The 25624-nt window shown below is 68.2% G+C and carries 22 protein-coding genes; 12 read left to right on the plus strand and 10 right to left on the minus strand.

Annotated features, from left to right (window positions below):
* Window positions 1-33: 33 nt before the first annotated feature.
* Together prfA and hemA are read right to left on the minus strand one after the other, a co-directional pair.
* Window positions 34-1140: a peptide chain release factor 1 gene (gene prfA, locus AVKW3434_RS08565; protein WP_272565498.1), complete on the minus strand. Its 1107-nt coding sequence runs from the start codon at window positions 1138-1140 to the stop codon at window positions 34-36.
* A 102-nt stretch (window positions 1141-1242) separates the two neighbouring features.
* The gene (gene hemA / locus AVKW3434_RS08570; protein ID WP_272565496.1) at window positions 1243-2541 is read right to left on the minus strand and encodes a glutamyl-tRNA reductase; all 1299 of its coding nucleotides are present in this window, start codon (window positions 2539-2541) and stop codon (window positions 1243-1245) included.
* Between the two features lie 73 nt (window positions 2542-2614).
* Between hemA and AVKW3434_RS08575 the strand changes: the two genes are divergently transcribed.
* Window positions 2615-2890 (plus strand): hypothetical protein, encoded by a 276-nt coding sequence (locus AVKW3434_RS08575; protein ID WP_284405482.1) that lies wholly within the window; start codon window positions 2615-2617, stop codon window positions 2888-2890.
* Window positions 2891-2919: 29 nt separating this feature from the next.
* Here the strand turns inward: AVKW3434_RS08575 and AVKW3434_RS08580 are convergent, their stop codons facing one another.
* Window positions 2920-3558, minus strand: a complete 639-nt coding sequence (locus tag AVKW3434_RS08580; RefSeq protein WP_272565494.1) for a LysE family translocator — start codon at window positions 3556-3558, stop codon at window positions 2920-2922.
* 158 nt (window positions 3559-3716) lie between these two features.
* Between AVKW3434_RS08580 and AVKW3434_RS08585 the strand changes: the two genes are divergently transcribed.
* Window positions 3717-4682, plus strand: coding sequence for a Bug family tripartite tricarboxylate transporter substrate binding protein (locus tag AVKW3434_RS08585; RefSeq protein WP_284405483.1), 966 nt, complete (start codon window positions 3717-3719; stop codon window positions 4680-4682).
* 98 nt (window positions 4683-4780) lie between these two features.
* Here AVKW3434_RS08585 and AVKW3434_RS08590 read toward each other — a convergent pair whose 3' ends face one another.
* From AVKW3434_RS08590 to ugpB, 7 genes are all read right to left on the minus strand, one after another.
* On the minus strand, window positions 4781-7240 hold the full coding sequence (locus AVKW3434_RS08590; RefSeq protein ID WP_284405553.1) for a DUF3772 domain-containing protein: 2460 nt from the start codon (window positions 7238-7240) through the stop codon (window positions 4781-4783).
* Window positions 7241-7317: 77 nt separating this feature from the next.
* Window positions 7318-8100: a glycerophosphodiester phosphodiesterase gene (gene ugpQ / locus AVKW3434_RS08595; RefSeq protein ID WP_284405484.1), complete on the minus strand. Its 783-nt coding sequence runs from the start codon at window positions 8098-8100 to the stop codon at window positions 7318-7320.
* A gap of 117 nt (window positions 8101-8217) precedes the next feature.
* On the minus strand, window positions 8218-8580 hold the full coding sequence (locus AVKW3434_RS08600) for a bleomycin resistance protein (protein WP_284405485.1): 363 nt from the start codon (window positions 8578-8580) through the stop codon (window positions 8218-8220).
* An 8-nt stretch (window positions 8581-8588) separates the two neighbouring features.
* Window positions 8589-9593, minus strand: a complete 1005-nt coding sequence (locus AVKW3434_RS08605) for a sn-glycerol-3-phosphate import ATP-binding protein UgpC (protein WP_284405486.1) — start codon at window positions 9591-9593, stop codon at window positions 8589-8591.
* A 42-nt stretch (window positions 9594-9635) separates the two neighbouring features.
* Window positions 9636-10487, minus strand: coding sequence for a sn-glycerol-3-phosphate ABC transporter permease UgpE (gene ugpE / locus AVKW3434_RS08610; protein ID WP_284405487.1), 852 nt, complete (start codon window positions 10485-10487; stop codon window positions 9636-9638).
* A gap of 42 nt (window positions 10488-10529) precedes the next feature.
* Window positions 10530-11411: a sn-glycerol-3-phosphate ABC transporter permease UgpA gene (gene ugpA / locus AVKW3434_RS08615; protein WP_284393763.1), complete on the minus strand. Its 882-nt coding sequence runs from the start codon at window positions 11409-11411 to the stop codon at window positions 10530-10532.
* A 100-nt stretch (window positions 11412-11511) separates the two neighbouring features.
* Entirely contained in the window at window positions 11512-12822 is a 1311-nt protein-coding gene (gene ugpB, locus AVKW3434_RS08620) for a sn-glycerol-3-phosphate ABC transporter substrate-binding protein UgpB (protein WP_272565484.1), read from the minus strand.
* 359 nt (window positions 12823-13181) lie between these two features.
* Between ugpB and serA the strand changes: the two genes are divergently transcribed.
* From serA to AVKW3434_RS08670, 10 genes are all read left to right on the plus strand, one after another.
* Window positions 13182-14411 carry a phosphoglycerate dehydrogenase gene (gene serA, locus AVKW3434_RS08625; RefSeq protein WP_284393767.1) on the plus strand — a complete coding sequence of 410 codons (1230 nt, stop codon included), beginning with the start codon at window positions 13182-13184 and terminating at the stop codon, window positions 14409-14411.
* Window positions 14412-14647: 236 nt separating this feature from the next.
* Window positions 14648-18562 carry a DUF3683 domain-containing protein gene (locus AVKW3434_RS08630; RefSeq protein ID WP_284405488.1) on the plus strand — a complete coding sequence of 1305 codons (3915 nt, stop codon included), beginning with the start codon at window positions 14648-14650 and terminating at the stop codon, window positions 18560-18562.
* Entirely contained in the window at window positions 18562-19014 is a 453-nt protein-coding gene (locus tag AVKW3434_RS08635) for an HIT family protein (protein WP_284405489.1), read from the plus strand. Before AVKW3434_RS08630 ends, AVKW3434_RS08635 begins: the two co-directional genes overlap by 1 nt.
* 124 nt (window positions 19015-19138) lie before the next feature.
* The gene (locus tag AVKW3434_RS08640; protein ID WP_272565478.1) at window positions 19139-19573 is read left to right on the plus strand and encodes a gamma-butyrobetaine hydroxylase family protein; all 435 of its coding nucleotides are present in this window, start codon (window positions 19139-19141) and stop codon (window positions 19571-19573) included.
* A gap of 111 nt (window positions 19574-19684) precedes the next feature.
* Window positions 19685-20416: a bifunctional demethylmenaquinone methyltransferase/2-methoxy-6-polyprenyl-1,4-benzoquinol methylase UbiE gene (gene ubiE, locus AVKW3434_RS08645; protein ID WP_284405490.1), complete on the plus strand. Its 732-nt coding sequence runs from the start codon at window positions 19685-19687 to the stop codon at window positions 20414-20416.
* A gap of 53 nt (window positions 20417-20469) precedes the next feature.
* The gene (locus tag AVKW3434_RS08650; RefSeq protein WP_284405491.1) at window positions 20470-21495 is read left to right on the plus strand and encodes a Tim44 domain-containing protein; all 1026 of its coding nucleotides are present in this window, start codon (window positions 20470-20472) and stop codon (window positions 21493-21495) included.
* Window positions 21496-21570: 75 nt separating this feature from the next.
* A complete protein-coding gene (locus AVKW3434_RS08655; protein WP_272565475.1) occupies window positions 21571-22137 on the plus strand; it encodes a hypothetical protein in 567 nt (188 codons plus the stop codon).
* A complete protein-coding gene (ubiB, locus tag AVKW3434_RS08660) occupies window positions 22134-23699 on the plus strand; it encodes a ubiquinone biosynthesis regulatory protein kinase UbiB (RefSeq protein WP_284405492.1) in 1566 nt (521 codons plus the stop codon). Before AVKW3434_RS08655 ends, ubiB begins: the two co-directional genes overlap by 4 nt.
* A 60-nt stretch (window positions 23700-23759) precedes the next feature.
* Entirely contained in the window at window positions 23760-25211 is a 1452-nt protein-coding gene (locus AVKW3434_RS08665; protein WP_284405493.1) for a high affinity choline transporter 1, read from the plus strand.
* A gap of 61 nt (window positions 25212-25272) precedes the next feature.
* Window positions 25273-25614, plus strand: a complete 342-nt coding sequence (locus tag AVKW3434_RS08670) for an FmdB family zinc ribbon protein (RefSeq protein WP_284405494.1) — start codon at window positions 25273-25275, stop codon at window positions 25612-25614.
* Window positions 25615-25624: the final 10 nt, after the last annotated feature.

Raw genomic sequence — 25624 nt, forward strand, 5'->3', positions numbered from 1 at the left:
CTTCGGCATCGGGGCGGTTGGTCTTGAAGCCGATCAGGCCGTGGTTTCCAGCTCGGCCAGCTGCTCGGCCTCGCGCGCATGGCGCAGGGCGTCCAGCACGTCGGCGAGGTCGCCTTCCATGATGGCCAGCAGCTTGTAGAGCGTGAGGTTGATGCGGTGGTCGGTCAGGCGCCCCTGCGGGAAGTTGTAGGTGCGGATGCGGTCGCTGCGGTCGCCCGAGCCGATCAGGCCCTTGCGCAGGGCGGCCTCCTTGGCGGCGCGCTCGCTGCGTTCCTTTTCCTGGATGCGCGCCTGCAGCACCTGCAGGGCCTTGGCCTTGTTGCTGTGCTGGCTGCGCCCGTCCTGGCATTCGGCCACGATGCCGGTGGGCAGGTGGACCACGCGCACGGCCGAGTCGGTCTTGTTGATGTGCTGGCCGCCGGCGCCGCTGGCGCGGAAGGTGTCGATGCGCAGGTCGGCGGGGTTCAGGGTGATGGCCTGGTGCTCGTCGGGCTCGGGCATCACGGCCACGGTGCAGGCGCTGGTGTGGATGCGGCCCTGCGTTTCGGTGGCGGGCACGCGCTGCACGCGGTGGCCGCCGGATTCGAAGCGCAGCGCGCCGTAGGCGCCGGACCCGGAGGGGCCGTCACCAGCCCCGGCCTCCACGCGCAGCACCACTTCCTTGTAGCCGCCGATCTCGTTCTCGTTGGCGCTCAGGATCTCGATCTTCCAGCCCACGTTGGCGGCATAGCGGGTGTACATGCGCGCCAAGTCGCCCGCGAACAGGGCCGACTCGTCGCCGCCCGTGCCCGCGCGGATTTCGAGGAAGGCATTGCGGGCGTCGTCGGGGTCCTTGGGCAGCAGCAGGCGCTGCAGTTCTTCTTCCAGCTGCGCCAGCTCTGCCTCGGCGGCGGCGATCTCCTCCTGCGCCATCTCGGCCATGTCGGGGTCGGCGAGCATCTCGCGGGCGCCGGCCAGATCGGCCTCGCGCTGCTGGTGGCGTGCGTAGCGGCCCGCGATCTGCGTGACCTCGGCGTGCTCGCGGGAGATGGTGCGGTACTGCGCCATGTCGGACATGATGTCCTCGCGCGAGAGCAGGAAGTCGAGCTCTTCGAGGCGCTGCGCATAGCGCTCCAGCTGGGTTCTGAGAAAGGGCTTCATCGTCGGGGGAAAGAAATTGCTACGTTTTTTGTAGCTGATAGCGCTAGTGGAATCTGCGCTGGAGGCGTTTTTGGCCTGAGGGCAGGCCGCGCAGCCGCGTCGCTACAGGCCGGTCTTGCTTTGCGAGCGCAGGAACAGGCGCGAGACGGTCTGGGCCGTCTGGGCACGGGTCTCGGCGTCGCCGGCCCGCAGTTCGGCCAGGGTGCCGTGCAGCATCTTCTGCGTGAGGCCGCGCGACAAAGCCTCCAGCACCGCATCCATGTCCTCGCCCTTGGCCAGGAGCTTCTTGGCGCGGGCGATCTCCAGCGCGCGCCACTCGTCGGTCTGGGCGTTGAGCTGCTGGATCAGCGGCACCACGCCGCCGGTGGGGCTGCGCTGGTCCATCCAGTGCATGAAGCTCTGCACGCCCGCGTCGATGATGGCCTCGGCCTGGGCCACGGCGGCCTGGCGGTGGGCCTGGGCGGTCTGCACCACGCCGGCCAGGTCGTCCACGGTGTAGAGGTAGATGTCCTCCAGCGCCTTGACCTCGGGCTCGATGTCGCGCGGCACGGCGAGGTCGACCATGAACATGGGGCGGTGGCGCCGCTTTTTCAGGGCGCGCTCCACGGCGCCCAGGCCGATGATGGGCAGGCTGCTGGCGGTGCAGCTCACCACGGCGTCGAACTCGTGCAGGCGGTCGGGCAGGTCGGCCAGGCGCATGACCTCGCCGCCGAAGCGCGTGGCGAGCTTTTCACCGCGCTCCAGCGTGCGGTTGGCCACGGCGATGGCCTTGGGGTTCTTGGCCGCGAAATGGGTGGCGGCCAGCTCGATCATCTCGCCCGCACCGACGAACAGCACGCGGATCTCGGACAGGTCTTCGAACAGCTGGCCGGCCAGCCGCACGGCCGCGGCGGCCATGCTGATGCTGTGGGCGCCGATCTCGGTGCTGGTGCGCACTTCCTTGGCGACGGCGAAGCTGCGCTGGAAGAGCTGGTTGAGCGTGGTGCCCAGCGCGCCGGCGGTTTCGGCGGCGCGCACGGCGTCCTTCATCTGGCCGAGGATCTGCGCCTCGCCCAGCACCATGGAATCGAGCCCGCTGGCCACGCGGAAGGCATGGCGGGCCACCAGGCCGTCTTCCAGCGCGTAGGAGTGCGAGCGCAGCAGCGCGGGGCTGACGCCGCCGCTCTGGGCGAGCCAGCCCAGCGTGTGGTCCAGCGCGGATTCATTGCCGGCGCAGTAGATTTCGGTGCGGTTGCAGGTGGAGATGATGGCCGTCTCGACGCTGGGATGGCGGCTGGCGCCGCCCAGCGACTGGCGCAAACCCTGCAGCGTGGGCGCGATCTGATCGAGCGCGAACGCAAAACGACCGCGCAGATCGAGCGGCGCGGTCGTGTGGTTGATGCCAAGGGCCCAGACTGCCATAAGCGGCGATTATAAAATTGCCGGCCCGATGCAGGGGGCTATGCCTGTAATAGTCTTGATCTGGGTCATGTCCATGGATGCTTTGTCCGCCGTCAACCATCTGCTGAATTTCGTGCTGCCCGCGTTCGCCGTGGCGCTGCTGCTGGTCGCCGGCTGCAAGGTCTTCCTGCGAAAGCGGGCGGCCACGCGTGGAACGCTGGCCCAGCTGGGCGTGCTGTTCGGGGTGGGCTGCCTCGTGCTCGCGGCCGGTCTGGCGTGGTGGGGACGCGACGGAAAGATGCTCACCTACGCGGCGCTGGCGGTGGGCTGCGCGACCGCGCAGTGGGGGCTGCTGCGCGGCTGGCGCTGAGAAAGACGCGCCCCCGAAGGCCCGGGCCCTCAGCCCAGTTTGTGCCGGGTCTGCAGCAGGCCCACGCCCAGCGCCATGAAGGTGCCGCCCACGATGCGGTTGAACAGCTTGGCGCGCGCCACCACGTGGCCCTTCACCAGCGAGATCAGCACCACATAGAAGGCGTGCGAGATCAACGCGCAGACGGCGAACGTCGTGGTCAGCAACAGATACTGCGTGAACAGCGGCTCGCCGGGCACGATGAACTGCGGGAACAGGGCCGAGAAGAACAGGATGGCCTTTGGGTTGGTCAGCGACACGCCCAGCCCCTGCGCCACCAGCTGCCAGTTCTTGCGCTCGCGTCGCTGGGCGGGCGCCAGGCCGGCATCGCTGGCGATCAGCGCGTCCTGGCTGCGCCAGCGCTTGATGCCCAGCCAGATCAGGTACAGCGCGCCGACGACCTTCATCACCAGGAACGCGTTCGCCGACAGGCTGAGGATGGTCCCCATGCCGACCATCGCGAGGCCCGAGACGGCGAAGATGCCGGCCGAGCTGCCGAGCGAGCTGAACGCCGTGCGCCGCGCCCCGACATCCACCGAGTTCGACACCGCCAGCAGCACGGCCGGGCCGGGGGTGAAACACATCAGCAGCGAGACGCCGCAGAAAACGAGCCAGTGGGCGAGGGTCATGGTGGGGGGCTTTTAGAGGCGGCGGACAAGCGGGTATTTTCGCCGAGCAGGGCCTGCCGTGAAGGAGGCTTTTGCGGGTAAGACCCCGTGCCGGGCGAGGCAGGCCGGCCCTAAGCTGCAGCTGATCCCATCCAGACACAAAAGAAGGAGACTTTCGCATGCGCCTGCGCACCTGCCTGGCGGCCGCCACCCTGGCCTGCCTGTCCGTGGCCGCCCTGGCCCAGGGCTTTCCCTCCCGGCCCATCCGCATCGTGATCGGCTTTCCAGCGGGCGGGCCGCTGGACCAGCATGCCCGCCTGCTCACCGACAAGCTGCAGGCCGTGCTCGGCCAGCCCGTGGTGGTGGACTACAAGTCGGGCGCGGGCGGCACCGTCGGCGCGCAGGACGTGATGAAGGCGCCGCCCGACGGCCACACGCTGATGCTGGCCAACACCGGCGTGATGGTGATCAACCCGGCGCTGTACAGCCGGCTGCCCTACCAGACGCTCAAGGATTTCACGCCCGTCGCGCGCACCGCCATGCAGCCGCTCGCGCTGCTGGTCAACCCGAAGCTGCCGGCGAAGACGCTGCCCGAATTCATCCAGTACGCACGGGCCAAGCCGGGCCAGGTGAACTTCGGTTCGGCGGGCAACGGCGGCATCAGCCACCTGGTGCCGGAGATGTTCAAGACGGCCACAGGCCTGTTCATGGTGCACATCCCGTACCGCGGCAGCGCCCCGGCCTTCACCGACCTGATGGCGGGCCAGGTGCAGTTCATGGCCGAGAGCATTCCGCAGGCGGCCGCGTACCACAAGCAGGGCAAGGTGCGCGCCCTGGCCGTGACCAGCCGGCAGCGCAACCCGGCGCTGCCGGACGTGCCCACGGCGATCGAGACCGGGCTCAAGGGCTTCGAGGTGGTGGGCTTCTACGGCTTTCTCGCGCCGGCCGGCACGCCCAGGGACGTGGTCGCCAAGCTGAGCGATGCGTTCGGCCAGGTGCTGCAGTCGCCCGAGGTGCGCGAGCGCATGGTGTCGCAGGGCGCCGATCCGGCCTTCCTGGGGGCGGATGCCTTCGCGGCCTTCCTCGCGACCGAGATGCCGCGCTGGGCCTCCGCCGTGGCGCAGTCGGGCGCGAAGCTGGATTGAGGAATTCGAGCCCAATCGCCATCCAGCACATATTCCACTAGGGCATTGTGCTATTGAATTTATAGCGAATCGCTGCGGCCGGGGTGGCCGCACCCCGGTCAGACCACCGTCGTGCCCGGCCCGTTGCCGCCCTGCGGCTGCGGCACCGCCACGGTCGGCGAGGTCGGCGTGGGGTGGGTGAGCGACGTGGTCGCTGGCGGCGACAGCGCCAGGCCCGCGCCGCGCAGGTTGTCCAGGATGGTGAACAGCAGGTCGCTGCGCACGCCGCCCGAGTTGCGGGGATTGCTCACGTAGCCGATGGCCAGGAAGGTGAGCGTGCCGTTCAGGATGCCTTCGAGCTGCACGATGGGTTCGGGGTCTTCCATGATGCCTTCGTGGGCGTGGAAGGCCTGCAGGATCACCTCGCGCATGCGCTGCGCATCGGTGTCCAGCGGCGCGGGCAGGCGCAGCAGCACGCGGCCGGGCGCGCCGGTCAAAGTCATGTTGCGCACGGTCTTGGTGATGAACTCCGAGTTGGGCACGATCACGGTGGACCGGTCGCCCAGCTGGATCTCGGTGGCGCGCACGTTCACGCGGCGCACGTCGCCCTCGGTATCGCCCAGCACCACCCAGTCGCCCACCTTCACCGGCCGCTCGGCCAGCAGGATCAGGCCCGAGATGAAGTTCTGCACGATGGCCTGCAGCCCAAAGCCGATCCCCACCGACAGCGCGCTGGCCACCCAGGCGATGCGCTCCACGCTGATGCCCAGCGCCGCGAGCGCCGCGGCCACCACCAGCACGCCGCCCACGTAGCCCAGCAGCGAGACGATGGAGCTGCGCATGCCGGGCTCGAGCGACGTGTTGGGAAAGTAGCGGTCGCTCAGCCAGCGCTTGAGCACGCGGATGGCCACGAACCCCGCCGCCACCACGGCCAGCGCGGTGAGCAAGGCCTGGGGCGCGAGCGCGAAATTGCCCACCTGCAGGCCGTTGTTGAGGCTGCTGCCGCGCCGGAAGACCTCGTCCGGTCCGGTGCCGAACGGCGCCATCAGCGCGATCACCATGTAGAAGAACAGCACCACGCGCAGCACGCCCGAGCCCAGCACGGCCGCCTGGTCGAGCAGGCCCGCGTCGATGCCCATGCCGGAATGCAGGCGGCGCCCGAAGCTGCCCTTGGACGACAGCACGGCCTCGCACACGTCGTCGGCCAGCTGGTAGAGCAGGTAGGCGGTGGCGAAGACGATGGCGCTCCACACCATCTGCCGCGCCAGCGTGCTGGCCAGGGCGACGAAGCCCAGCGCCACCAGCACCAGGGTCGCCACCGAGGCGAAGCCCGCGCAGGCCACGAGCAGGCCCACCCACAGCGGGCGCGGGGGCGCTGCAGCGGCCTCGGCGGGCTCGCTGCCGCCCTCCGCCGCGCCGTCCTTGGCCGTGGTGCGCGGGGTGTGCAGGTGGCGCAGGCAGGCGATGGCGATGAGCGCGACCAGCAGCGCCGTCACGGCCTGCGTCGTCACCTCGGCCGCGAGGCTGGCGCCCACGGCGGTGTTGATTTCGGTGATGAGTCCGCTGGTGATGGCGACCAGGGCGATCCACCAGGGGTAGGGGCTCAGCCGCCGCGCCAGGTCGTCCGACAGCGAGGGCAGCCGCCAGGAGCTGCGCCGGCGCGACAGCAACGCGTGCCCCAGGCCGATGGCGAACGAGGCGAAGATGGCCAGGCGCACCGCCGTGCTGCCCAGGCCGTGCAGCCGGTCGCCGAGGTTGTCGCCCACGTCGACGCCGCTGAGCGCCAGTTGCGCCGCCAGCCCGATCAGCAGCACGTGTACCACGACCGACACCGCCGCGAGCAGCGAGCGCCGCAGGCGCCCGGACGGCAACCGCGTGGGCGCCACGCGCACCAGCACGCGCTTGGCCAGCCAGTTGCCCAGCACGGCCAGCAGCAGCGCGCCGGCCAGGCTGCCGAGGAAGGTGGCACGCCGGGCAGGCTCCATCGCCCGCTCCAGGGCCTGGCGGATCTCGACCGCCAGCATCGACAAGCGGGCGGTGTCGGAAGGCCAGGCGTTGCGCAGCGCGCGCCAGTAGGTGGGGCCCAGCGGCGAGTCGATGCGGGCGGTCAGCGCATCCTGGAACTGCTGGCGGCGCTGGCGCACGAGGTCGGCGCTGCGCTGGTCGGCATCGACCACGATGAGGCGGGCGAGCTTGAGGTCGGCGTCCACGACGGCGCGCTGCTTGGCCAGTCCGGCACGCTGCTGCGCGACGTCGGGGGAGTCGGCGGGCGCGCCTTTCTCGGGCGAGGGGCCGAGCCCGGCCAGGCGCGTGTCCAGGTCGGCCAGCTCTTCGGTGCGCTGTGCGACGAGTTGCTCGGCGGCCGTGCCGATGGCATAGACCTCGTTGACGCGCTTGCGGCCGTCGTCGTCCGGGTCGAGCTTTTTCGGGACGGCGTCGAGCTGCTTGCGCAGGTCGTCCACAGAACGAGGGGCCGGATCGCCGGCCCGGGGGGCCGTGGCGCTGGCGGCCGGGGCCGGGGCGGATGCCGCCGCGGTCCGGTCCTGCGCCGCCGCGGGGTGGGACAGGGCCAGGCCCATGAGCAGGCCGGCCAGCAGGGTTCTAAAAAATGAGGGAAGCAAGGGCGAGTCCGTGCGTACAAGGACCCGAAAGCGTATCACTGCCCCGGGCTGAACAGGTCCACCCGGTCGGTGATGATGCCGTCGGTGCCCAGGTCGATCAGGCGCTGCGCGGCCCACTCGTCGTTCACCGTGTAGCTCAAGGCGCGCAGCCCGGCGCCTTTCACCTGGGCCACGGTCTCGGTATTCCACAGCGCGTGGTTGCAGACCACGGCCACGCAGCCGAGCTGCTGCGCGGTGTCCAGCCAGCCGGCGCCCAGCGTGTCCAGCAGCAGGCCGCGCGGCAGCAGCGGCGCCGCGTCGCGCGCACCGGACAGCGCGCGCACCTGGAACGAGGTGAGCAGCGGCGGCACCGCGGCGCCCTGCCACAGGCGCGCGGCGTGCGCGGCGACCACGCGGCCGGTTTCCTCCTCGGTGCCGGGCGTGGGCTTGATCTCGATGTTCAGCAGGTGGCCGTTGGCCCGGCAAAAGCGCGCCACGGCGTCCAGCGTGGGCAGCGGCTCGCCGGCGTGGGCGCGCGAATGCCAGGCACCGGCGTCCAGGCGCGACAGGTCGCTCCAGGTGTGATCGCCCGCCGTGCCCTGGCCGCAGGTGGTGCGCTCCAGCGTGGCGTCGTGCAGCAGAAAGGGCACGCCGTCGCTGCTGAGCTTGGCGTCGCATTCGAACATGCGGTAGCCGTGGTGCGCGCCCAGGCGGAAGGCGGCCAGCGTGTTCTCGGGCGCGAGCTTTCCGGCGCCGCGGTGGGCGATCCAGCGGGGATAGGGCCAGTCGGACGCGGAAAAGGCTGGCGCAACGGCAGCAGCAGCGGAAGGGGCGGTCATGTCAGTGAACGAGGGTTGGGAATGCTGTCGCGGTGTTCGAAACCGGCACGGCCCGTGCTGTCCGATGGCCGCGGAGCAGGCCGCGCCCGCAGGCGCCGGTGGCGACTGCGGGGGGCTTCATAGGCTTTCGCCGAACTTGAGCAGGTTGCCGTGCGGGTCGATCACGTACAGCTCGCGCATGCCCCAGGGCTGCTCGCGCGGGGGATCGACGGCCAGCCCGCGCGCGGCGAAGTCGGCATGCAGCGCACGGGTGTCGCCCCGCACGTAGCAGGAGGTGTTCTCGGCGATGTGGCGCTCGGTGCAGAGCCAGAAATGCAGCTCGCAGCCGTCGCGCTCGGCGATGAGGTAGTCGCCCGTGCGCAGCCGGGGCGCGAACCCCAGCCGGTCGGCGCAGAAGGCCGCGCTCTCATCCAGGTCGAGCGAGGCCAGCACGGGAACGGTCGCGTGCACGAGCCCGGCCGGCGCGGGTGGGCGGCTCACGGCGCCGCTCACATCCGCTTGCCGGTGGCGGCGTCGAACCAGTGCAGGCGCGACGGGCGCGGCGCCACGTGGATGGTGTCGCCCGGCTGGGGCGAGTGCGTGCCTTCTTCCACGCGCACGATGAGGGATTCGCCGTTCATGCGGGCGTACACCAGGCGTTCGGCGCCCAGCAGCTCGACGGTTTCGACCTGCACGGCCCAGCCGGTGGCGCCGGTGTCCAGGTGCTCGGGGCGGATGCCGAGGATCGCGCCCTGCTTGCCGCCTTCCGCGTTCTTGAGCAGGTTCATGGGCGGAGAGCCGATGAAGCTGGCCACGAAGGTCGAGGCGGGCGAGTGGTACACCTCCTCGGGCGTGCCGAACTGCTCCATCACGCCGCCGTTCATGACGATCATGCGTTGGGCGAGCGTCATGGCCTCGACCTGGTCGTGGGTGACGAACAGGCTGGTGATGCCCAGCTCGCGGTGCAGCTTCTGGATCTCCAGGCGGGTCTGCGCGCGCAGCTTGGCGTCCAGGTTGGACAGCGGCTCGTCGAACAGGAACACCTGCGGCTGGCGCACGATGGCGCGGCCCATGGCCACGCGCTGGCGCTGGCCGCCGGACAGCTCGCGCGGCTTGCGCTCCAGCAGATGGCCCAGCTCCAGGATCTTGGCGGCCTTGTCCACGCGCCGCTTGATCTCGTCCTTGGGCACCTTGGCGATCTTCAGGCCGTAGGCCATGTTGTCGAAGTTCGTCATGTGCGGGTAGAGCGCGTAGTTCTGGAACACCATGGCGATGTCCCGCTCGGCGGGCTCGAGGTTGTTCACCACGCGCGGGCCGATGGCGATCTCGCCGCCGCTGATCTCTTCCAGGCCCGCGACCATGCGCAGCAGGGTGGATTTGCCGCAGCCCGACGGGCCGACGATCACGATGAATTCGCCATCCTGGATTTCGGCGCTGACGCCGTGGATGACCGGGTTGGCCTTGGGGCCGGCGCCGTAGCGCTTGATGACGTTGCGAAGCGAGAGGGATGCCATATCTTTGGGATTCTTGTCAGATCGATCGGTGGTCGTTGACCGTTATTTCTCGGTGTCCACGAGGCCCTTGACGAACCACTTCTGCATGAGCATCACCACCACGGCCGGCGGCAGCATGGCCAGGATGGCCGTCGCCATGACGATGTTCCATTCGTTCTGGCCGTCCCCGCCGGCGATCATGCGCTTGATGCCGATCACCACCGGGTACATGTCTTCGCTCGTGGTGGCCAGCAGCGGCCACAGGTACTGGTTCCAGCCGTAGATGAACTGGATCACGAACAGAGCGGCGATCGAGGTCTTGGACAGCGGGATCAGGATGTCCTTGAAGAACAGCATCGGGCCCGCGCCGTCCATGCGCGCGGCCTCCACCAGCTCGTCGGGCACGGTCAGGAAGAACTGGCGAAACAGGAACGTGGCCGTGGCCGATGCGATCAGCGGCACGGTCAGGCCCGCGTAGCTGTTGAGCATGCCGAGGTCGGACACCACCTGGTACGTTGGGCCGATGCGCACTTCCACGGGCAGCATCAGGGTGATGAAGATCAGCCAGAAGCACAGGCCCTTGAAGGGAAAGCGGAAGTACACGATGGCGAAGGCCGACAGCAGCGAGATGGCGATCTTGCCGAAGGTGATGACCAGCGCCGACACCAGGCTGACCCACATCATGCGGGCCACCGGGGCCGTGGAGCCCGCGCCCGCGTCGCGGCCGAACAGGGCGGCCTTGTAGGTCTCCCAGAAGTGGCTGCCGGGCAGCAGCGGCATGGGGGCCTGCACGATCTCCTGCGCGGTGTGCGTGGAGGCGACGAACGCCAGGTACAGCGGAAAGGCGACGATCAGCACGCCCAGCACCATGATCACATGGGCCAGGATGCCGGCGGTCAGGCGGCGCTCAACCATGGGCGGCCTCCATCGAGGAAACGCATTGCATCGGGCGTTGCATCAGTAGTTCACTTTCTTTTCGACATAGCGGAACTGCACCACGGTGAGCGCGACGACGATCAGCATCAGTACCACCGATTGCGCGGCCGAGCCGCCCAGGTCCATGGCCTTGAAGCCGTCGTAGTAGACCTTGTAGACCAGGATGGCCGTGTCCTTGCCCGGGCCGCCCTGCGTGGCCGCATCGACGATGGCGAAGGTGTCGAAGAAGGCATAGACCACGTTGATCACCAGCAGGAAGAACGTGGTGGGCGACAGCAACGGGAACTGGATGGTCCAGAAGCGGCGCCACGGGCGCGCGCCGTCGATGGCCGCGGCTTCGATGAGCGACTTGGGGATCGACTGCAGCCCGGCCAGGAAGAACAGGAAGTTGTAGGAGATCTGCTTCCACACCGAGGCCATCACGATCAGCGTCATGGCCTGGCCCGAGTCGAGCAGGTGGTTCCAGTGGATGCCGACCTTCTCCAGGCCGTAGGCCACCACGCCGAGCGACGGCGAGAACATGAACACCCACAGCACCGCGGCCACGGCGGGCGCGACGGCGTAGGGCAGGATCAGCATGGTCTTGTAGAACATGGCCGCCTTGACCACGCGGTCGGCGAAGATCGCCAGCATCAGCGACAGGCTGATGCCGATGCCCGCCACCAGCACGGAGAACATGGCCGTGGTCTTGAACGACTCCACGTAGCTGCCGTCGTTGAAGAGCTGGCGGAAGTTGGCCAGGCCCACCCATTCGGTGGAGGTTCCGAAGGCGTCCTGCAGCTGCATCGACTGCACCAGCGCCTGGCTGGCAGGCCAGAAAAAGAAGACCAGGATGATGGCCATCTGCGGCGCGATGAGCAGCCAGGGCAGCCAGGCAGATTTGAAACGGACGCGTTTTTCCATGGGGCGGAAGGTTGGGAGAAATAGGCGCTTCCCAAAGCAAAAAGCAGATGGATGACCCATCTGCTTTTTACGGTTGGCGAAACGGTCAGTTTAAGCCGTATTACGACTTGTTCGCCTTCTGGAAGCGTTCCAGTTGCTCGTTTCCACGCTTGACGATCGTGTCCAGCGCTTCCTTGGCGGTCTTCTTGCCGGACCACACCTGTTCGAGCTCTTCGTCCTCGATCGCGCGGATCTGCACGTAGTTGCCCAGGCGGATGCCGCGGCTCTTGTCGGTCACCTTGCGGATCATCTGCGTCACGGCCACGTCGGTGCCGGGGTTCTGCTGGTAAAAGCCCGACTTCTCGGTCAGCTCATACGCAGCCTTGGTGACGGGCAGGTAGCCGGTGCGCTTGTGGCTGGCGGACTGCACTTCGGGCGTGGAGATGAACTGGAAGAACTGCGCCACGCCCTTGTATTCGGCAGGCTTCTTGCCGGCCATGACCCACAGGCTCGCGCCGCCGATCACGGTGTTCTGCGGTGCGCCGGGTACATCGGGGTAGTAGGGCAGGGGAGCCAGGCCGTAGGCGAACTTGGCGTTCTTGGCCACGTTGCCGTAGAAGCCCGACGACGTGTTGATCATGGCGCACTCGCCGGACACGAAGCTGGCCTCGGGCACGTTGCCGCGGCCCTTGTAGACGAACAGGCCCTGCTTGGCCATGTTGGCCAGGTTCTCGATGTGGCGCACGTGCAGGGGCGAATCGACCTTCAGGCGCGCGTCCAGGCCCTGCAGGCCGTTGGACTTGCTGGCGAACTCCACGTTGTGCCAGGCCGAGAAGCTCTCGACCTGCGTCCAGTTCTGCCAGGCCGTGGTGAACGGGCACTTGTGGCCCGAGGCCTTGAGCTTGGCTGCCGCGTTGACCACTTCGGGCCAGGTGGCGGGCGCCTTGTCGGTGGGCAGGCCGGCTGCCTTGAAGGCGTCCTTGTTGAAGTAGAAGATGGTGGTGGAGCTGTTGAACGGGAAGCTCAGCATCTGGCCGTTGGGGGCCGTGTAGTAGCCGGCCACGGCGGGGATGTAGGCGGCCGGGTCGAACTTGGCGCCTGCGTCCTGCATCACCTTGCCCACGGGCACGATGGCGCCCTTGCTGGCCATCATGGTGGCCGTGCCCACTTCGAACACCTGCAGGATGTGCGGTGCGTTGCCGGCGCGGAAGGCGGCGATGGAGGCCGTCATGGACTCGTCATACGTGCCCTTGTAGGTCGGCACGATCTTGTATTCCTTCTGGCTCTCGTTGAACTGCTTGGCCAGGTCGTTCACCCACTCGCCGTTGACCGCGGTCATCGAATGCCACCATTGGATCTCGGTCTGTGCCTGCGCCGTGGCGCAGAGCGAAGCGGCGATGGCGGCAGCGGCCGCCAGGTGCTTGAATTGCATGAAAACTCCTCGAATCGATACGAAATGCACGAAGCGCCGATGGTAGGACGCATTTCGTGACACGAATATGTCGTTGTCGCATAGGCCCACGCAGCGATCAAGCGGGGAAACCCGTCGCGGCGCAGGGCCCCGCCATGGCCACCAAACGGGCGCCAGCGCTGGCGATTTCGTGACAATTTCGTGACAGATCGGCGGTGGCCGGAGTCGCCTTCGCGACTCGTGCCGCGCACCATTTCAGCGAATTGCAAGGATGCCAGCAGGGTTTTGTGCGGTGCACAATGATCTCGCGTCCCCATTTCGGGGCTGATCGCGGGGCTGAATCCCGCGCCTTTTCCTTTTCCGATCCTCCGGACCTTTCCATGGCCAAAACCTCTCTGGACAAAAGCAAGATCAAGTTCCTGTTGCTCGAGGGCATCCATCCGTCCGCGCTCGACGTGCTGCGCGGTGCGGGCTACACGCAGATCGAGGCGATCTCCGGCGCGTTGCCCGACGATGAACTCAAGCGCAAGATCGCCGATGCGCATTTCGTGGGCATCCGCTCGCGCACCCAGCTCACGGCCGAGGTTTTCTCCCACGCGCACAAGCTCGTGGCCGTGGGGTGCTTTTGCATCGGCACCAACCAGGTGGACCTGAACGCCGCGCGCGAGCGCGGCATCGCCGTGTTCAACGCGCCTTACTCCAACACCCGCTCGGTGGCCGAACTGGTGCTGGCCGAGGCCATCCTGCTGCTGCGCGGCATTCCCGAGAAGAACGCGGTGGCGCACCGCGGCGGCTGGCTGAAGTCGGCCGACAATGCCTACGAGATCCGCGGCAAGACACTGGGCATCGTGGGCTACGGTTCCATCGGCACGCAGCTGTCGGTGCTGGCCGAGGGCCTGGGCATGCACGTGATCTTCCACGACGTGGTCAACAAGCTGCCCCTGGGCAATGCGCGCCAGGCGCCCTCGCTGCACGCGCTGCTGGGGCAGGCCGACATCGTGAGCCTGCACGTGCCCGAGCTGGCGTCCACGCAGTGGATGATCGGCGCGGCCGAGATCGCGGCGATGAAGCCGGGCGGCATCCTCATCAACGCCGCGCGCGGCACGGTGGTGGAGATCGAGCCGCTGGCCGAGGCGCTCCGCGCCAAGAAGCTGCTGGGCGCCGCCATCGATGTGTTCCCGGTCGAGCCGCGCACCAACAAGGACGAGTTCCTGTCGCCGCTGCGCGGGCTGGACAACGTGATCCTCACCCCGCACATCGGCGGCTCCACCATGGAGGCGCAGGCCAACATCGGGCTCGAAGTGGCCGAGAAGCTGGTCAAGTACAGCGACAACGGCACCTCGATCTCGTCGGTCAACTTCCCCGAGGTGGCGCTGCCCGCGCACCCGGGCAAGCACCGGCTGCTGCACATCCACCAGAACGTGCCGGGCGTGCTGTCGCAGATCAACCAGATCTTCTCGGACAACCGGATCAACATCGCCGCCCAGTACCTGCAGACCAACGAGAAGGTGGGCTACGTGGTGATCGACATCGACGCCCAGTCGTCCGACCTGGCGCAGGACGAGCTGGCCAAGGTGCCGGGCACGATCCGCAGCCGCGTGCTGTTCTGACCGGCCGGGCCGGCCGTCAGGGGCTCCGCCGGCCTGCCTTGGGATTGGGTGCCAAAACGGCCTCCAGCACAATAAAAGCGCCGGCATGATGCTATAGAAATAGTAGCATCCGGGGTGCGGTCGTTGCCGCAGCGGCTGGCGGGGCCGTCCCGGCCCCCGGGACCGCCCGGAGGCTGGCATAAAATCGCGGCCCCGAGGCACAGGGGCGCCCCACGCGCCCGACCCAGGTTGACCCCATGAACGTTCCCATAGCGCTGGCTGCCCTGCAGGCGCAGGCCGCCGAGCCCGCCCGCCTGCGAGAGATTCCCTACAACTACACCTCGTTTTCCGACCGGGAAATCGTCATCCGCCTGCTCGGGTCTCCTTCCTGGGACGTGCTCGACCAGCTGCGCCGCGAGCGCCGCACCGGCCGCTCTGCCCGCATGCTCTATGAAGTGCTGGGCGACATCTGGGTGGTGCAGCGCAACCCCTATCTGCAGGACGACCTGCTGGACAACCCCGACCGGCGCAAGCTGCTGGTCGAGGCGCTGGAGCACCGCCTGGCCGAGATCGGCAAGCGCCGCACGCCGGCCGACGACTCCGGCCGCGACCAGCTCGTGGGCCAATTGGTGGAGGCCGCCCGCCGCGCCATCGCCGAGTTCGACGCCACCTTCATCGAGGCGGCGCAACTGCGCCGCCAGGTGCAAAAGCGCCTGGGCCGCCACACGGCCAAGGACAACATCAAGTTCGACGGCCTCTCGCGCGTGTCCCACGTGACCGACGCGACCGACTGGCGCGTCGAATACCCGTTCGTGGTGCTCACCCCCGACACCGAGGCCGAGATGGCCGCGCTGGTCAAGGCCTGCATCGACCTGGAGATGACCATCATCCCGCGCGGCGGCGGCACCGGCTACACCGGCGGCGCCATTCCGCTCACCTGGCGCAGCGTGGTCATCAACACCGAGAAGCTCGAAGCCATGACCGAGGTGGAAATGCGCCGCCTCCCGGGCATGGACCGCGAGGTCGCCACGGTGTGGACCGAGGCCGGCGTGGTCACCCAGCGCGTGGCCGATGCGGCCGAGCGCGCGGGCTACGTGTTCGCCGTGGACCCGACCAGCGCCGAGGCGTCTTGCATCGGCGGCAACATCGCCATGAACGCCGGCGGCAAGAAGGCCGTGCTGTGGGGCACGGCGCTCGACAACCTCGCCAGCTGGCGCATGGTGACGCCCGACGCCCAGTGGCTGGAGGTGACCCGTGTGAACCACAACATGGGCAAGATCCACGACGCCGAAGTGGCCAGCTTCGAGCTGCAGTACTTCGAGGCCGACGGCAGGACGCCGATCCGCACCGAGCGCCTGGACATCCCCGGCAAGACCTTCCGCAAGGAGGGCCTGGGCAAGGACGTGACCGACAAGTTCCTGTCGGGCCTGCCCGGCATCCAGAAAGAGGGCTGCGACGGCCTCATCACCAGCGCGCGCTGGGTGGTGCACCGCATGCCCGAGCACACGCGCACCGTGTGCCTGGAGTTCTTCGGCAACGCCAAGGACGCGGTGCCCAGCATCGTGGAGATCAAGGACTTCATGTTCGCCGAGCAGCAGCGCAGCGGCGTGCTGCTGGCAGGCCTGGAACACCTGGACGACCGCTACCTGAAGGCCGTGGGCTACGCCACCAAGAGCAAGCGGCACGGCGGCGGCCTGCCCAAGATGGTGCTGTTCGGCGACATCGCGGGCGACAACGCCGACGACGTGGCGCGCGTGACCAGCGAGGTCGTGCGGCTGGCCAATTCGCGCTCGGGCGAGGGCTTCGTCGCCATCAGCCCCGAGGCGCGCAAGAAGTTCTGGCTGGACCGCAAGCGCACGGCCGCCATCAGCCGCCACACCAACGCCTTCAAGATCAACGAAGACGTGGTGATCCCGCTGCCGCGCATGGCCGAGTACACCGACGGCATCGAACGCATCAACATCGAACTGTCGCTGCGCAACAAGATCGCGCTGTGCGATGCGCTGGAAGACTTCTTCCTGCGCGGCAACCTGCCGCTGGGCCGCCAGGACGACGCGCACGAGATCCCGTCGGCCGAGCTGCTGGAAGACCGCGTGGGCCAGGCCGTGGCGCTGGTGGGCGAGGTGCGCGCGCTGTGGACCGGATGGCTGCGCGACGTGGAGCCGCTCTTCGCCCAGCTGCAGGACCACACGCTGCGCGCCAGCTGGAAGACCCAGCTGCGCGAGCCGCTGGCCAAGATCTTCGCCGGCGCCGCCTTCCAGCCCATCATGGACGAGGCCCAGGCCATCCACCAGCGCGTGCTCAAGGGCCGCGTGTGGGTGGCGCTGCACATGCATGCCGGCGACGGCAACGTGCACACCAACATCCCGGTCAACAGCGACGACTACCGCATGCTGCAGACGGCCCATGAGGCCGTGGCGCGCATCATGGTGCTGGCCCGCCAACTCGACGGCGTGATCTCGGGCGAGCACGGCATCGGCATCACCAAGCTGGAGTTTTTGACCGACGACGAGCTGCGGCCGTTCGCCGACTACAAGCAGCGCGTGGACCCCGAAGGGTGCTTCAACAAAGGCAAGCTGCTACGAAATCAGGAGCGTGGTGCCCTAGTGGATATTGCCCGGGAGCCCGGTTCGGCCCGCAACTCGCTGATGTTCGCCGACCTGACCAACGCCTACACGCCGAGCTTCGGCCTGATGGGGCACGAGTCGCTGATCATGCAGCAGAGCGACATCGGCGCCATCGCCGATTCGGTCAAGGACTGCCTGCGCTGCGGCAAGTGCAAGCCCGTGTGCGCCACCCACGTGCCGCGCGCCAGCCTGCTGTACAGCCCGCGCAACAAGATCCTCGCCACCTCGCTGCTGGTCGAGGCCTTCCTGTACGAGGAGCAGACGCGCCGGGGCGTGTCGATCAAGCACTGGCAGGAGTTCGAGGACGTGGCCGACCATTGCACCGTGTGCCACAAGTGCTACACGCCGTGCCCGGTCAAGATCGACTTCGGCGACGTGACCATGAACATGCGCAACCTGCTGCGCAAGATGGGCAAGAAGACCTTCCGCCCGGGCAACGCGCTGGCCATGACCATGCTCAACGCCACCAACCCCGACACCATCAAGCTGATGCGCAGCGCCATGGTCGGCGTGGGCTTCAAGGCCCAGCGCATCGCCGTGGACCTGCTGCGCAAGGTGGGCCGCCGCCAGACCGCGCGGCCGCCGGCCACGGTGGGCACCGCGCCGGTCAAGGAGCAGGTGATCCACTTCATCAACAAGAAGCTGCCCGGCGGCCTGCCCAAGAAGACGGCGCGCGCGCTGCTGGATATCGAGAACAAGGACTACGTGCCCATCATCCGCAACCCGGCCACGACCACGGCCGAGACGGAGGCGGTGTTCTACTTTCCCGGCTGCGGCTCCGAGCGCCTGTTCAGCCAGGTGGGCCTGGCCACGCAGGCCATGCTGTGGCATGCGGGCGTGCAGACCGTGCTGCCGCCGGGCTACCTGTGCTGCGGCTACCCGCAGCGCGGCAGCGGCCAGTTCGAGAAGGCCGAAAAGATGATCACCGACAACCGGGTGCTCTTTCACCGCGTGGCCAACACGCTCAACTATCTCGACATCAAGACCGTGGTGGTGAGCTGCGGCACCTGCTACGACCAGCTGCAGGGCTACGACTTCGGCAAGATCTTCCCGGGCAGCCGCATCATCGACATCCACGAATACCTGCTGGAAAAGGGCGTGACCCTGCAGGGCAAGGGCGCCTACCTGTACCACGAGCCCTGCCACAACCCCATGAAGCTGCAGGACTCGGTCAAGACCGTGAAGGCGCTGGTGGGGCCGCAGGTGCTCAAGAGCGAGCGCTGCTGCGGCGAATCCGGCACGCTGGGCGTGACGCGGCCCGACATCTCAACGCAGGTGCGCTTTCGCAAGGAAGAGGAAATCAGGAAGGGCGAGGCCGCACTGCGGGCCAGCGGCGCAGCGGGCGCGCAGGACAACGTGAAGATCCTCACCAGCTGCCCCAGCTGCCTGCAGGGCCTGAACCGCTACCAGGACGACCTGAACAACGGCCTGCTGGAGGCCGACTACATCGTCGTCGAGATGGCGCGCGAGATCCTCGGCGACCAATGGATGCCCGAATACGTGCAGCGCGCCAATGCGGGCGGCATCGAGCGGGTGCTGGTCTGATGGGGGCCGGCGCAGCCACCGTTTCGAACCCTTGCCCGCTGTGCGAGGGCGACGGCGGCGCGCTGGTCTGGCGCGGCCCGAAGCTGCGCGTGATCCGCGCGCAGGAGGCCGGCTTTCCGGCCTTCTACCGCGTGGTATGGAATACGCACGCGACGGAGTTCACCGACCTGGACGCGGGCGACCGCCTGCACTGCATGGAGGCCGTGGCGGCGGTGGAGACCGCGCTGCGCGCCCACGTGCAGCCGGACAAGATCAACCTGGCCGCGCTCGGCAACATGGTGCCGCACCTGCACTGGCACGTGATCGCGCGCTTTGCCTGGGACAGCCATTTCCCCGGCGCCGTGTGGGCCACGCCGCAGCGCGACCGCGCGCCCGAACGCGAGGCCGAGGTGGCCGCCCGCCTGGCCGCGGCCGAGGCGGCGATGGCCGCGCGGCTGGCGCAACTGGCCTGACGCCCAGGCGCGTGAGCCCTGGCAGGGCGCGCTGACGGCCCGGCCAGGGCGCGGTGGGACAATCGCACTCCGGCTCCATCGGGCCGCCCGCAGCGGGCACAACGCAAACGCACAGAGGATTTCCATGGCAGGTTTGAAAGCCGGCGCACCCACGCCGCAGTCGATCACGGTGCACGAGGCATCGCGCGTGCTGGAGGTGGTGTTCTCGGACGGTGCGGCCTTCCGCATCCCGTTCGAGCTGATGCGCGTGTACTCGCCCTCCGCCGAGGTGCAGGGCCACGGCCCAGGCCAGGAGGTGCTGCAGACCGGGCAGCGCCACGTCACGCTCGCGGGGCTGGAGCCGGTGGGGAACTACGCGGTCAAGCCCACGTTCTCCGACGGCCACGACACGGGCATCTTCTCGTGGGATTACCTCTACGAACTCGGCCAGCGCCAGGACGCGCTGTGGGCCGACTACCTGCGCCGGCTGGACGAGGCCGGCGCCGATCGCGACACGCCGATGCCACCCCGGCGCGGCGGTGGCGGCCATTCGCACGGTTCTGGCGGCTGCGCGCACTGACGGCGGCGGGCCCGCTCGGCGCGCGCCGCAGCGTCCAAATTGCGACAGATGCCCCATGCAGGTGCGGGGTTGTCGCTGTACGAGCGGGGCCCGCGCCCCTAGCATCGCGGAATGAGCACCACGCATTTCGGATTCCAGTCGGTCGATGAAGCGGAAAAGGCGCGCCGCGTGCGCGGCGTTTTCGACTCCGTCGCATCGAAGTACGACGTCATGAACGACCTCATGTCCGGTGGCCTGCACCGCGCATGGAAGGCCTACACGGTCATGGTCGCCAACCTGCGCGAGGGCCACCGCGTGCTCGACATCGCGGGCGGCACGGGCGATCTGGCGAAGGCCTTCGCCAAAAAGGTCGGCGCATCGGGCGAGGTGGTGCACACCGACATCAACGAAGCCATGCTGCGCGTGGGGCGCGACCGCCTCATCGATGCCGGCGTGGTGCTGCCCACGCTGGTCTGCGACGCCGAGAAGCTGCCCTTTCCCGATGGTCACTTCGACGTGGTGAGCGTGGCCTTCGGCCTGCGCAACATGACGCACAAGGACCAGGCCCTTGCCGAGATGTGCCGCGTACTCAAGCCGCGCGGCCGCCTGCTCGTGCTGGAGTTCTCCAAGGTGGCCAAGCCGCTGGAGAAGGCCTACGACTGGTATTCCTTCAAGGTGCTGCCCCAGCTGGGCCGGATGGTGGCCGGCGACGACGCGAGCTACCGCTACCTCGCCGAGTCGATCCGCATGCATCCGGGGCAGGAAGAACTCAAAACCCTCATGCAGAAAAATGGCTTTGGGCATGTGGACTATCACAACATGACGGGGGGAATCGTTGCTTTGCATGTTGGAATCAAGTGCTGAGCCGCCTTGCGTTTTCGTTCGCAGCCGGCACCTATCTATAAATTGGAGATGACATGATGAAACTGTGGTCCGTGGCGCTGGTCGCCATGTTGTTGGTGGTGCATGCCGATGCGGATGCGCGCCGCATGGGCGGCGGCAAGTCCGTTGGCAAGCAGTCGAGCAATGTGACGCAGCGCGAGGCGGCTTCGCCTCCGCCCGCTGCGCCCGGCGCACCGGCGCAGAACGTCAACAGCGCGGCGGCCGCCAAGCCCGCCGCCGCACCGGCGGCCGCTCCCGCGGCGGCCGCCAAGAAGCCCTGGGGCGCGATGCTCGGCGGCCTGGCCGCGGGCCTGGGCCTGGCCTGGCTGGCCCACTCGCTCGGTCTGGGCGCGGGCTTTGGCCAGTTCCTGCTGATCGCGCTGCTGGCGCTGGGGGCCTTCGCCGTGTTCCGCATGTTCATGCGGTCGCGCAAGCCCGCCGAAGGCGGTGGCGCAGGCCACTCGCCCTTCGCCTTCCACGGCGCCGGCGTCGGTGCCGCTTCGCCGGCCGAGGCGCAGATGCCCCGCCAGTACAGCCCGCAGAACGTGGGCAACGATGCCTCCGCTCGGCCCTTCGAGCGCAGCAGCATGGCCTTCGACGCCTCGCGCCAGAGCGGCGGTGGCTCCGGCGTGGTGATCGGCTCGGCGCTGGCAGGCTCGCAGAACTGGGGCGTGCCCGAGGGCTTCGACACCGAAGGCTTCCTGACCGCAGCCAAGCGCAACTTCATCACGCTGCAAGGCGCCTGGGACCGTTCCGACATCGCCGCGCTCCGTTCGATGATGACGGACAGCATGGTGGAGGAGATCCGCACCCAGCTGAGCGAGCGCGAGTCGCTGCGCGGCGCCAGCCAGCCCAACCACACCGACGTGGTCATGCTGGAGGCACAGCTGCTGGGCATCGAGGACCTGGGCGATGGCTACATGGCCAGCGTGGAGTTCTCCGGCATGATCCGCGAGGAACTCTCGGCCGGCCCGAGCCCGTTCCGCGAGGTGTGGAACATGACCAAGCCCAAGAGCGGCGGCAGCGGCTGGCTGGTGGCCGGGGTGCAGGCCCTGCAGTAACCGGCCGCAATGGCGCGGCGGGCGCGGGGGTAAAGCCCTCGGTGCCGCGCCCAGTTCGGGGAATAATCGGGGACTATGGCAACACAGTCCCCTTTTTCATTCCTGGATGGGCTTTTCGAGCGCATCGCCGCAGGCCCGCAGCCACCGCAGTGGCTGGTGCACGAGGTGCAGCACCGCCTGGTGCTGTTCCTCAACCACGTGCTCATGCAGGAGCCCGAGGCCATGGACCGCCTCGTGCGCCAGAAGGGGCGCGTGGCGCGGGTGCAGTGGCGGGTCTATTCCATGGCCCTGCAGATCACCCCGGCCGGGCTGCTCGACCTGGCGCCCGAGGGCCAGGTGCCGGACCTGCGCCTGGAGGTGATCGAAACCTCCCCCCTGTCGCTGGCCCAGACCGCGCTGCGCGGTGACAAGCCCGGCATCCGCATCGAAGGCGACGTGCAACTGGCCGCCGACATCAACTGGCTGGTGGACCATGTGCGCTGGGACGTCGAGGAAGACCTGGCCCGCGTGATCGGCGATGCGCCGGCCCATGCCATCGGCTCGGCTGCCCGCCGCGCCGCGCAGGCGCTGCGCCAGTTCGTCGGCGCACGCCGGGCGTCCTCCGCCGGCGAGGCCGGCGGTACCGACCGATTCGCACCATGAGTCGTTTCCTTCGCGGCGTCACCATCGTCTGGGTGGTGCTGCGCTATGGGCTGGACGAGCTGGTCCTGACGAGCTTCCAGAAGCCCTGGCTGCGCCTGGTGGCGCGCATCGTGTCGATCGGCCGCAACCTGGACGCCCCGCGCGGACAGCGCCTGCGCGAGGCGCTGGAGCGGCTGGGCCCGATCTTCGTGAAGTTCGGCCAGGTGCTGTCCACCCGGCGCGACCTGATGCCGCCCGACATCGCCGACGAGCTGGCGCACCTGCAGGACCGCGTGCCGCCCTTCGATCCCGACGTGGCGGTGGCCACCATCGAGCGCGCCTTCCGCCGCCCGCTGGCCGAGGTGTTCGTGTCGTTCGACCGGGTGCCGATCGCCAGCGCGTCCATCGCCCAGGTGCACTTCGCGGTCGTGCGCGACCGCAAGGGTGTCGAGCGCGAGGTGGCCGTCAAGGTGCTGCGCCCGGGCATGCTGCCCGTGATCGAGAACGACCTGGGCCTGATGCGCCTGATGGCCGGTTGGGTGGAGAGCCTGTCGGCCGACGGCAAGCGGCTCAAGCCCCGCCAGGTGGTGGCCGAATTCGACAACTACCTGCACGACGAGCTGGACTTGGTGCGCGAGGCCGCCAATGCCGCGCAGCTGCGCCGCAACATGCAGGGGCTCGAACTGGTGCTGATCCCCGAGATCCTCTGGGACTTCTGCCACGCCGAGGTGCTGGTGATGGAGCGCATGAAGGGCGTGCCCATCAACCAGATCGAACGCCTTCGGGCCGCGGGAGTGGACATCCCCAAGCTGGCGCGCGACGGGGTCACGATCTTCTTCACCCAGGTGTTCCGCGACGGCTTCTTCCACGCCGACATGCACCCGGGCAACATCCAGGTGAGCCTGGAGCCGGAGACCTTCGGGCGCTACATCTCGCTGGACTTCGGCATCGTCGGCACGCTGACCGAGTTCGACAAGGAATACCTCGCGCAGAACTTCACGGCGTTCTTCCGCCGCGACTACAAGCGCGTGGCGGAGCTGCACATCGAAAGCGGCTGGGTGCCGGCCCACACGCGCGTGAACGAGCTGGAGGCGGCCATCCGCACCGTGTGCGAGCCGTACTTCGACCGCCCGCTCAAGGAGATCTCGCTCGGCATGGTGCTGATGCGGCTGTTCCAGACCTCGCGGCGCTTCCATGTGGAGATCCAGCCGCAGCTGGTGCTGCTGCAAAAGACGCTGCTCAACATCGAGGGCCTGGGACGCCAGCTCGACCCCGACCTGGACCTGTGGAGCACCGCCAAGCCGTTCCTCGAAAAGTGGATGCTCGACCAGATGGGGCCGCAGCGCCTGTGGCGCGAGCTGCGCGCCGAGGCGCCGCGCTTTGCCAAGATGCTGCCCGAGCTGCCGCGCCTGCTGCACGGCTACCTGCGCGAGCGGCCGCACGACCACCGGCGCGAGCTGCTGGAACTGCTGGCCGCGCAAAAACGCACCAACCGCCTGCTGCAGAGCCTGATCTACGGTGGCATGGGATTTGTATTGGGGCTGCTGGCGATGCAGTTGCTGATCCGCGTGCGGCTCTTCTAGCCTTTTTCCGACACCTCCCTTTCCCCTACCCCTCCCTACGCGACATACGAGGAGCATGCCGTGCTGTTGACCCTGGTCATTGTCTATCTGCTGATCACCATCGCCATCGGCCTGCTCGCGGCGCGGCGGGTCAAGAACTCGGCGGACTTCGCCATCGCCGGGCGGCACCTGCCGTTGTACATGATCGTGACGACCACGTTCGCCACGTGGTTCGGTTCCGAGACGGTGCTGGGCATTCCGGCCAAGTTCATCGAGGGCGGGCTGGGCAACGTGGTGGAAGACCCGTTCGGCGCGGGCTTCTGCCTGATCCTCGTGGGGCTGTTCTTCGCGGCGCGCCTGTACCGCATGACGCTGCTGACCATCAGCGACTACTACCGCGAGCGCTACGGCCGCGCGGTCGAGATCGTGTGCTCGCTCATCATCATGCTGAGCTACCTGGGCTGGGTGTCGGCGCAGGTGACGGCGCTGGGCCTGGTGTTCAACCTGCTGTCCGGCGGTGCCATCAGCATTCCGATGGGCATGACCATCGGGGTGATCTCCATCCTGGCCTACACGCTGTTCGGCGGCATGTGGTCGGTGGCGGTGACGGACTTCATCCAGATGATCATCCTGGTGGGCGGGCTCACGATCATCGCGGTCTTCGCCGGCAACATGGCCGGCGGGGCGGACAAGGTGATCGAGCTGGCCAGCAGCCGCGACCTGTTCCGCTTCCTGCCCGAGCCCAAGCTGCACGACATTCTGTTCTTCATCGCGGCGGGCATCACGATGATGTTCGGCTCCATTCCGCAGCAGGACGTGTTCCAGCGCGTCATGTCGGCCAACAACATCCGGGCGGCCACGCGCGGCCCGGTGATTGGCGGCATCTGCTACATCCTGTTCGCCTTCGTGCCCATGTTCCTGGTGGCCAGCGCGCTCATCATCATGCCGACCGAAACGGCCGAACTGCTCAAGGACGACCCGCAGAAGGTGCTCCCCACGCTGGTGCTGCAGAAGATGCCGTTCATCATGCAGGTGTTCTTCTTCGGTGCGCTGCTGTCCGCCCTCAAGTCCACGGCCTCGGCCACGCTGCTGGCGCCCAGCGTCACATTCACCGAGAACATCTGGCGCCAGTTCCGCCCGAACGGCACCGACAGCGACCGCCTGCGCACCATGCGCATCAGCACGCTGGTGTTCAGCGCCCTGGTGCTGGCCTATTCGATCCACATGCAGGGCACGTCGATCTACGAACTGGTGTCGGGCGCCTACCAGGTGCCGCTGGTGGGTGCCTTCGTGCCGCTGGTCTTCGGCCTCTATTGGAAACGCGCGACGACCCAGGGCGCCATCCTGGCCATCATCGCGGGCCTGTCGTCGTGGCTGCTGTTCCTGGCCACGCCGGCCGGCGCCGTGTTCCCGGCCCAGCTGGCGGGCGTGCTGGCCGCCACGGCGGGCATGCTGATCGGTTCGCTGGCGCCGCAGGGGCTGCGCAACGTGCGCGCTTCGCACCACCCGGTGGCAGGGGCGGAGCAGGCGTGAAGGGACTTGGGTGCGGTGCCTATAATTGAAGGTTTTGCACTTTCCATCGCACACGCTCAAGATGCCTATCTATGCTTATAAATGCGGTTCCTGTGGCCACGCCAAGGATGTGCTGCAAAAAATGTCCGACGCGCCGCTCACGGTGTGCCCGGCCTGCGGGGCCGAGGCCTTCTCCAAGCAGGTGACCGCAGCCGGTTTCCAGCTCAAGGGCTCGGGCTGGTACGTGACCGATTTCCGCGGCGGCAATACCGGCGGCGCCAGCGCCAAGCCCGATGCGGCGGCCTCCGACGGTGCAGTGCCTGCCGCTGCGTCTGGCGGCGACAGTGCCTCCAAGAAGGAAGCGGTGGCTCCCGCGCCAGCCCCCGCGCCGGCCGCCAGCAGTTCCGACACCAAGAAGAACTGAACGGCCCCGG

It is taken from the genome of Acidovorax sp. SUPP3434, assembly GCF_030159015.1.
Taxonomy (GTDB): Bacteria; Pseudomonadota; Gammaproteobacteria; order Burkholderiales; family Burkholderiaceae_C; genus Paracidovorax.

Bases quoted from the DNA above. Each gene is read 5' to 3' on its own strand.
- hemA (WP_272565496.1), bottom strand. From the start codon at position 2,541: ATGGCAGTCTGGGCCCTTGGCATCAACCACACGACCGCGCCGCTCGAT.
- ugpB (WP_272565484.1), bottom strand. From the start codon at position 12,822: ATGCAATTCAAGCACCTGGCGGCCGCTGCCGCCATCGCCGCTTCGCTC.
- serA (WP_284393767.1), top strand. From the start codon at position 13,182: ATGGCCAAAACCTCTCTGGACAAAAGCAAGATCAAGTTCCTGTTGCTC.
- ugpA (WP_284393763.1), bottom strand. From the start codon at position 11,411: ATGGAAAAACGCGTCCGTTTCAAATCTGCCTGGCTGCCCTGGCTGCTC.
- AVKW3434_RS08640 (WP_272565478.1), top strand. From the start codon at position 19,139: ATGGCAGGTTTGAAAGCCGGCGCACCCACGCCGCAGTCGATCACGGTG.
- AVKW3434_RS08630 (WP_284405488.1), top strand. From the start codon at position 14,648: ATGAACGTTCCCATAGCGCTGGCTGCCCTGCAGGCGCAGGCCGCCGAG.
- AVKW3434_RS08580 (WP_272565494.1), bottom strand. From the start codon at position 3,558: ATGACCCTCGCCCACTGGCTCGTTTTCTGCGGCGTCTCGCTGCTGATG.
- AVKW3434_RS08650 (WP_284405491.1), top strand. From the start codon at position 20,470: ATGATGAAACTGTGGTCCGTGGCGCTGGTCGCCATGTTGTTGGTGGTG.
- ugpE (WP_284405487.1), bottom strand. From the start codon at position 10,487: ATGGTTGAGCGCCGCCTGACCGCCGGCATCCTGGCCCATGTGATCATG.
- AVKW3434_RS08575 (WP_284405482.1), top strand. From the start codon at position 2,615: ATGGATGCTTTGTCCGCCGTCAACCATCTGCTGAATTTCGTGCTGCCC.
- AVKW3434_RS08635 (WP_284405489.1), top strand. From the start codon at position 18,562: ATGGGGGCCGGCGCAGCCACCGTTTCGAACCCTTGCCCGCTGTGCGAG.
- AVKW3434_RS08585 (WP_284405483.1), top strand. From the start codon at position 3,717: ATGCGCCTGCGCACCTGCCTGGCGGCCGCCACCCTGGCCTGCCTGTCC.
- AVKW3434_RS08590 (WP_284405553.1), bottom strand. From the start codon at position 7,240: ATGGGCCTGGCCCTGTCCCACCCCGCGGCGGCGCAGGACCGGACCGCG.
- AVKW3434_RS08655 (WP_272565475.1), top strand. From the start codon at position 21,571: ATGGCAACACAGTCCCCTTTTTCATTCCTGGATGGGCTTTTCGAGCGC.
- AVKW3434_RS08670 (WP_284405494.1), top strand. From the start codon at position 25,273: ATGCCTATCTATGCTTATAAATGCGGTTCCTGTGGCCACGCCAAGGAT.
- ugpQ (WP_284405484.1), bottom strand. From the start codon at position 8,100: ATGACCGCCCCTTCCGCTGCTGCTGCCGTTGCGCCAGCCTTTTCCGCG.
- prfA (WP_272565498.1), bottom strand. From the start codon at position 1,140: ATGAAGCCCTTTCTCAGAACCCAGCTGGAGCGCTATGCGCAGCGCCTC.
- ubiB (WP_284405492.1), top strand. From the start codon at position 22,134: ATGAGTCGTTTCCTTCGCGGCGTCACCATCGTCTGGGTGGTGCTGCGC.
- ubiE (WP_284405490.1), top strand. From the start codon at position 19,685: ATGAGCACCACGCATTTCGGATTCCAGTCGGTCGATGAAGCGGAAAAG.
- AVKW3434_RS08605 (WP_284405486.1), bottom strand. From the start codon at position 9,593: ATGGCATCCCTCTCGCTTCGCAACGTCATCAAGCGCTACGGCGCCGGC.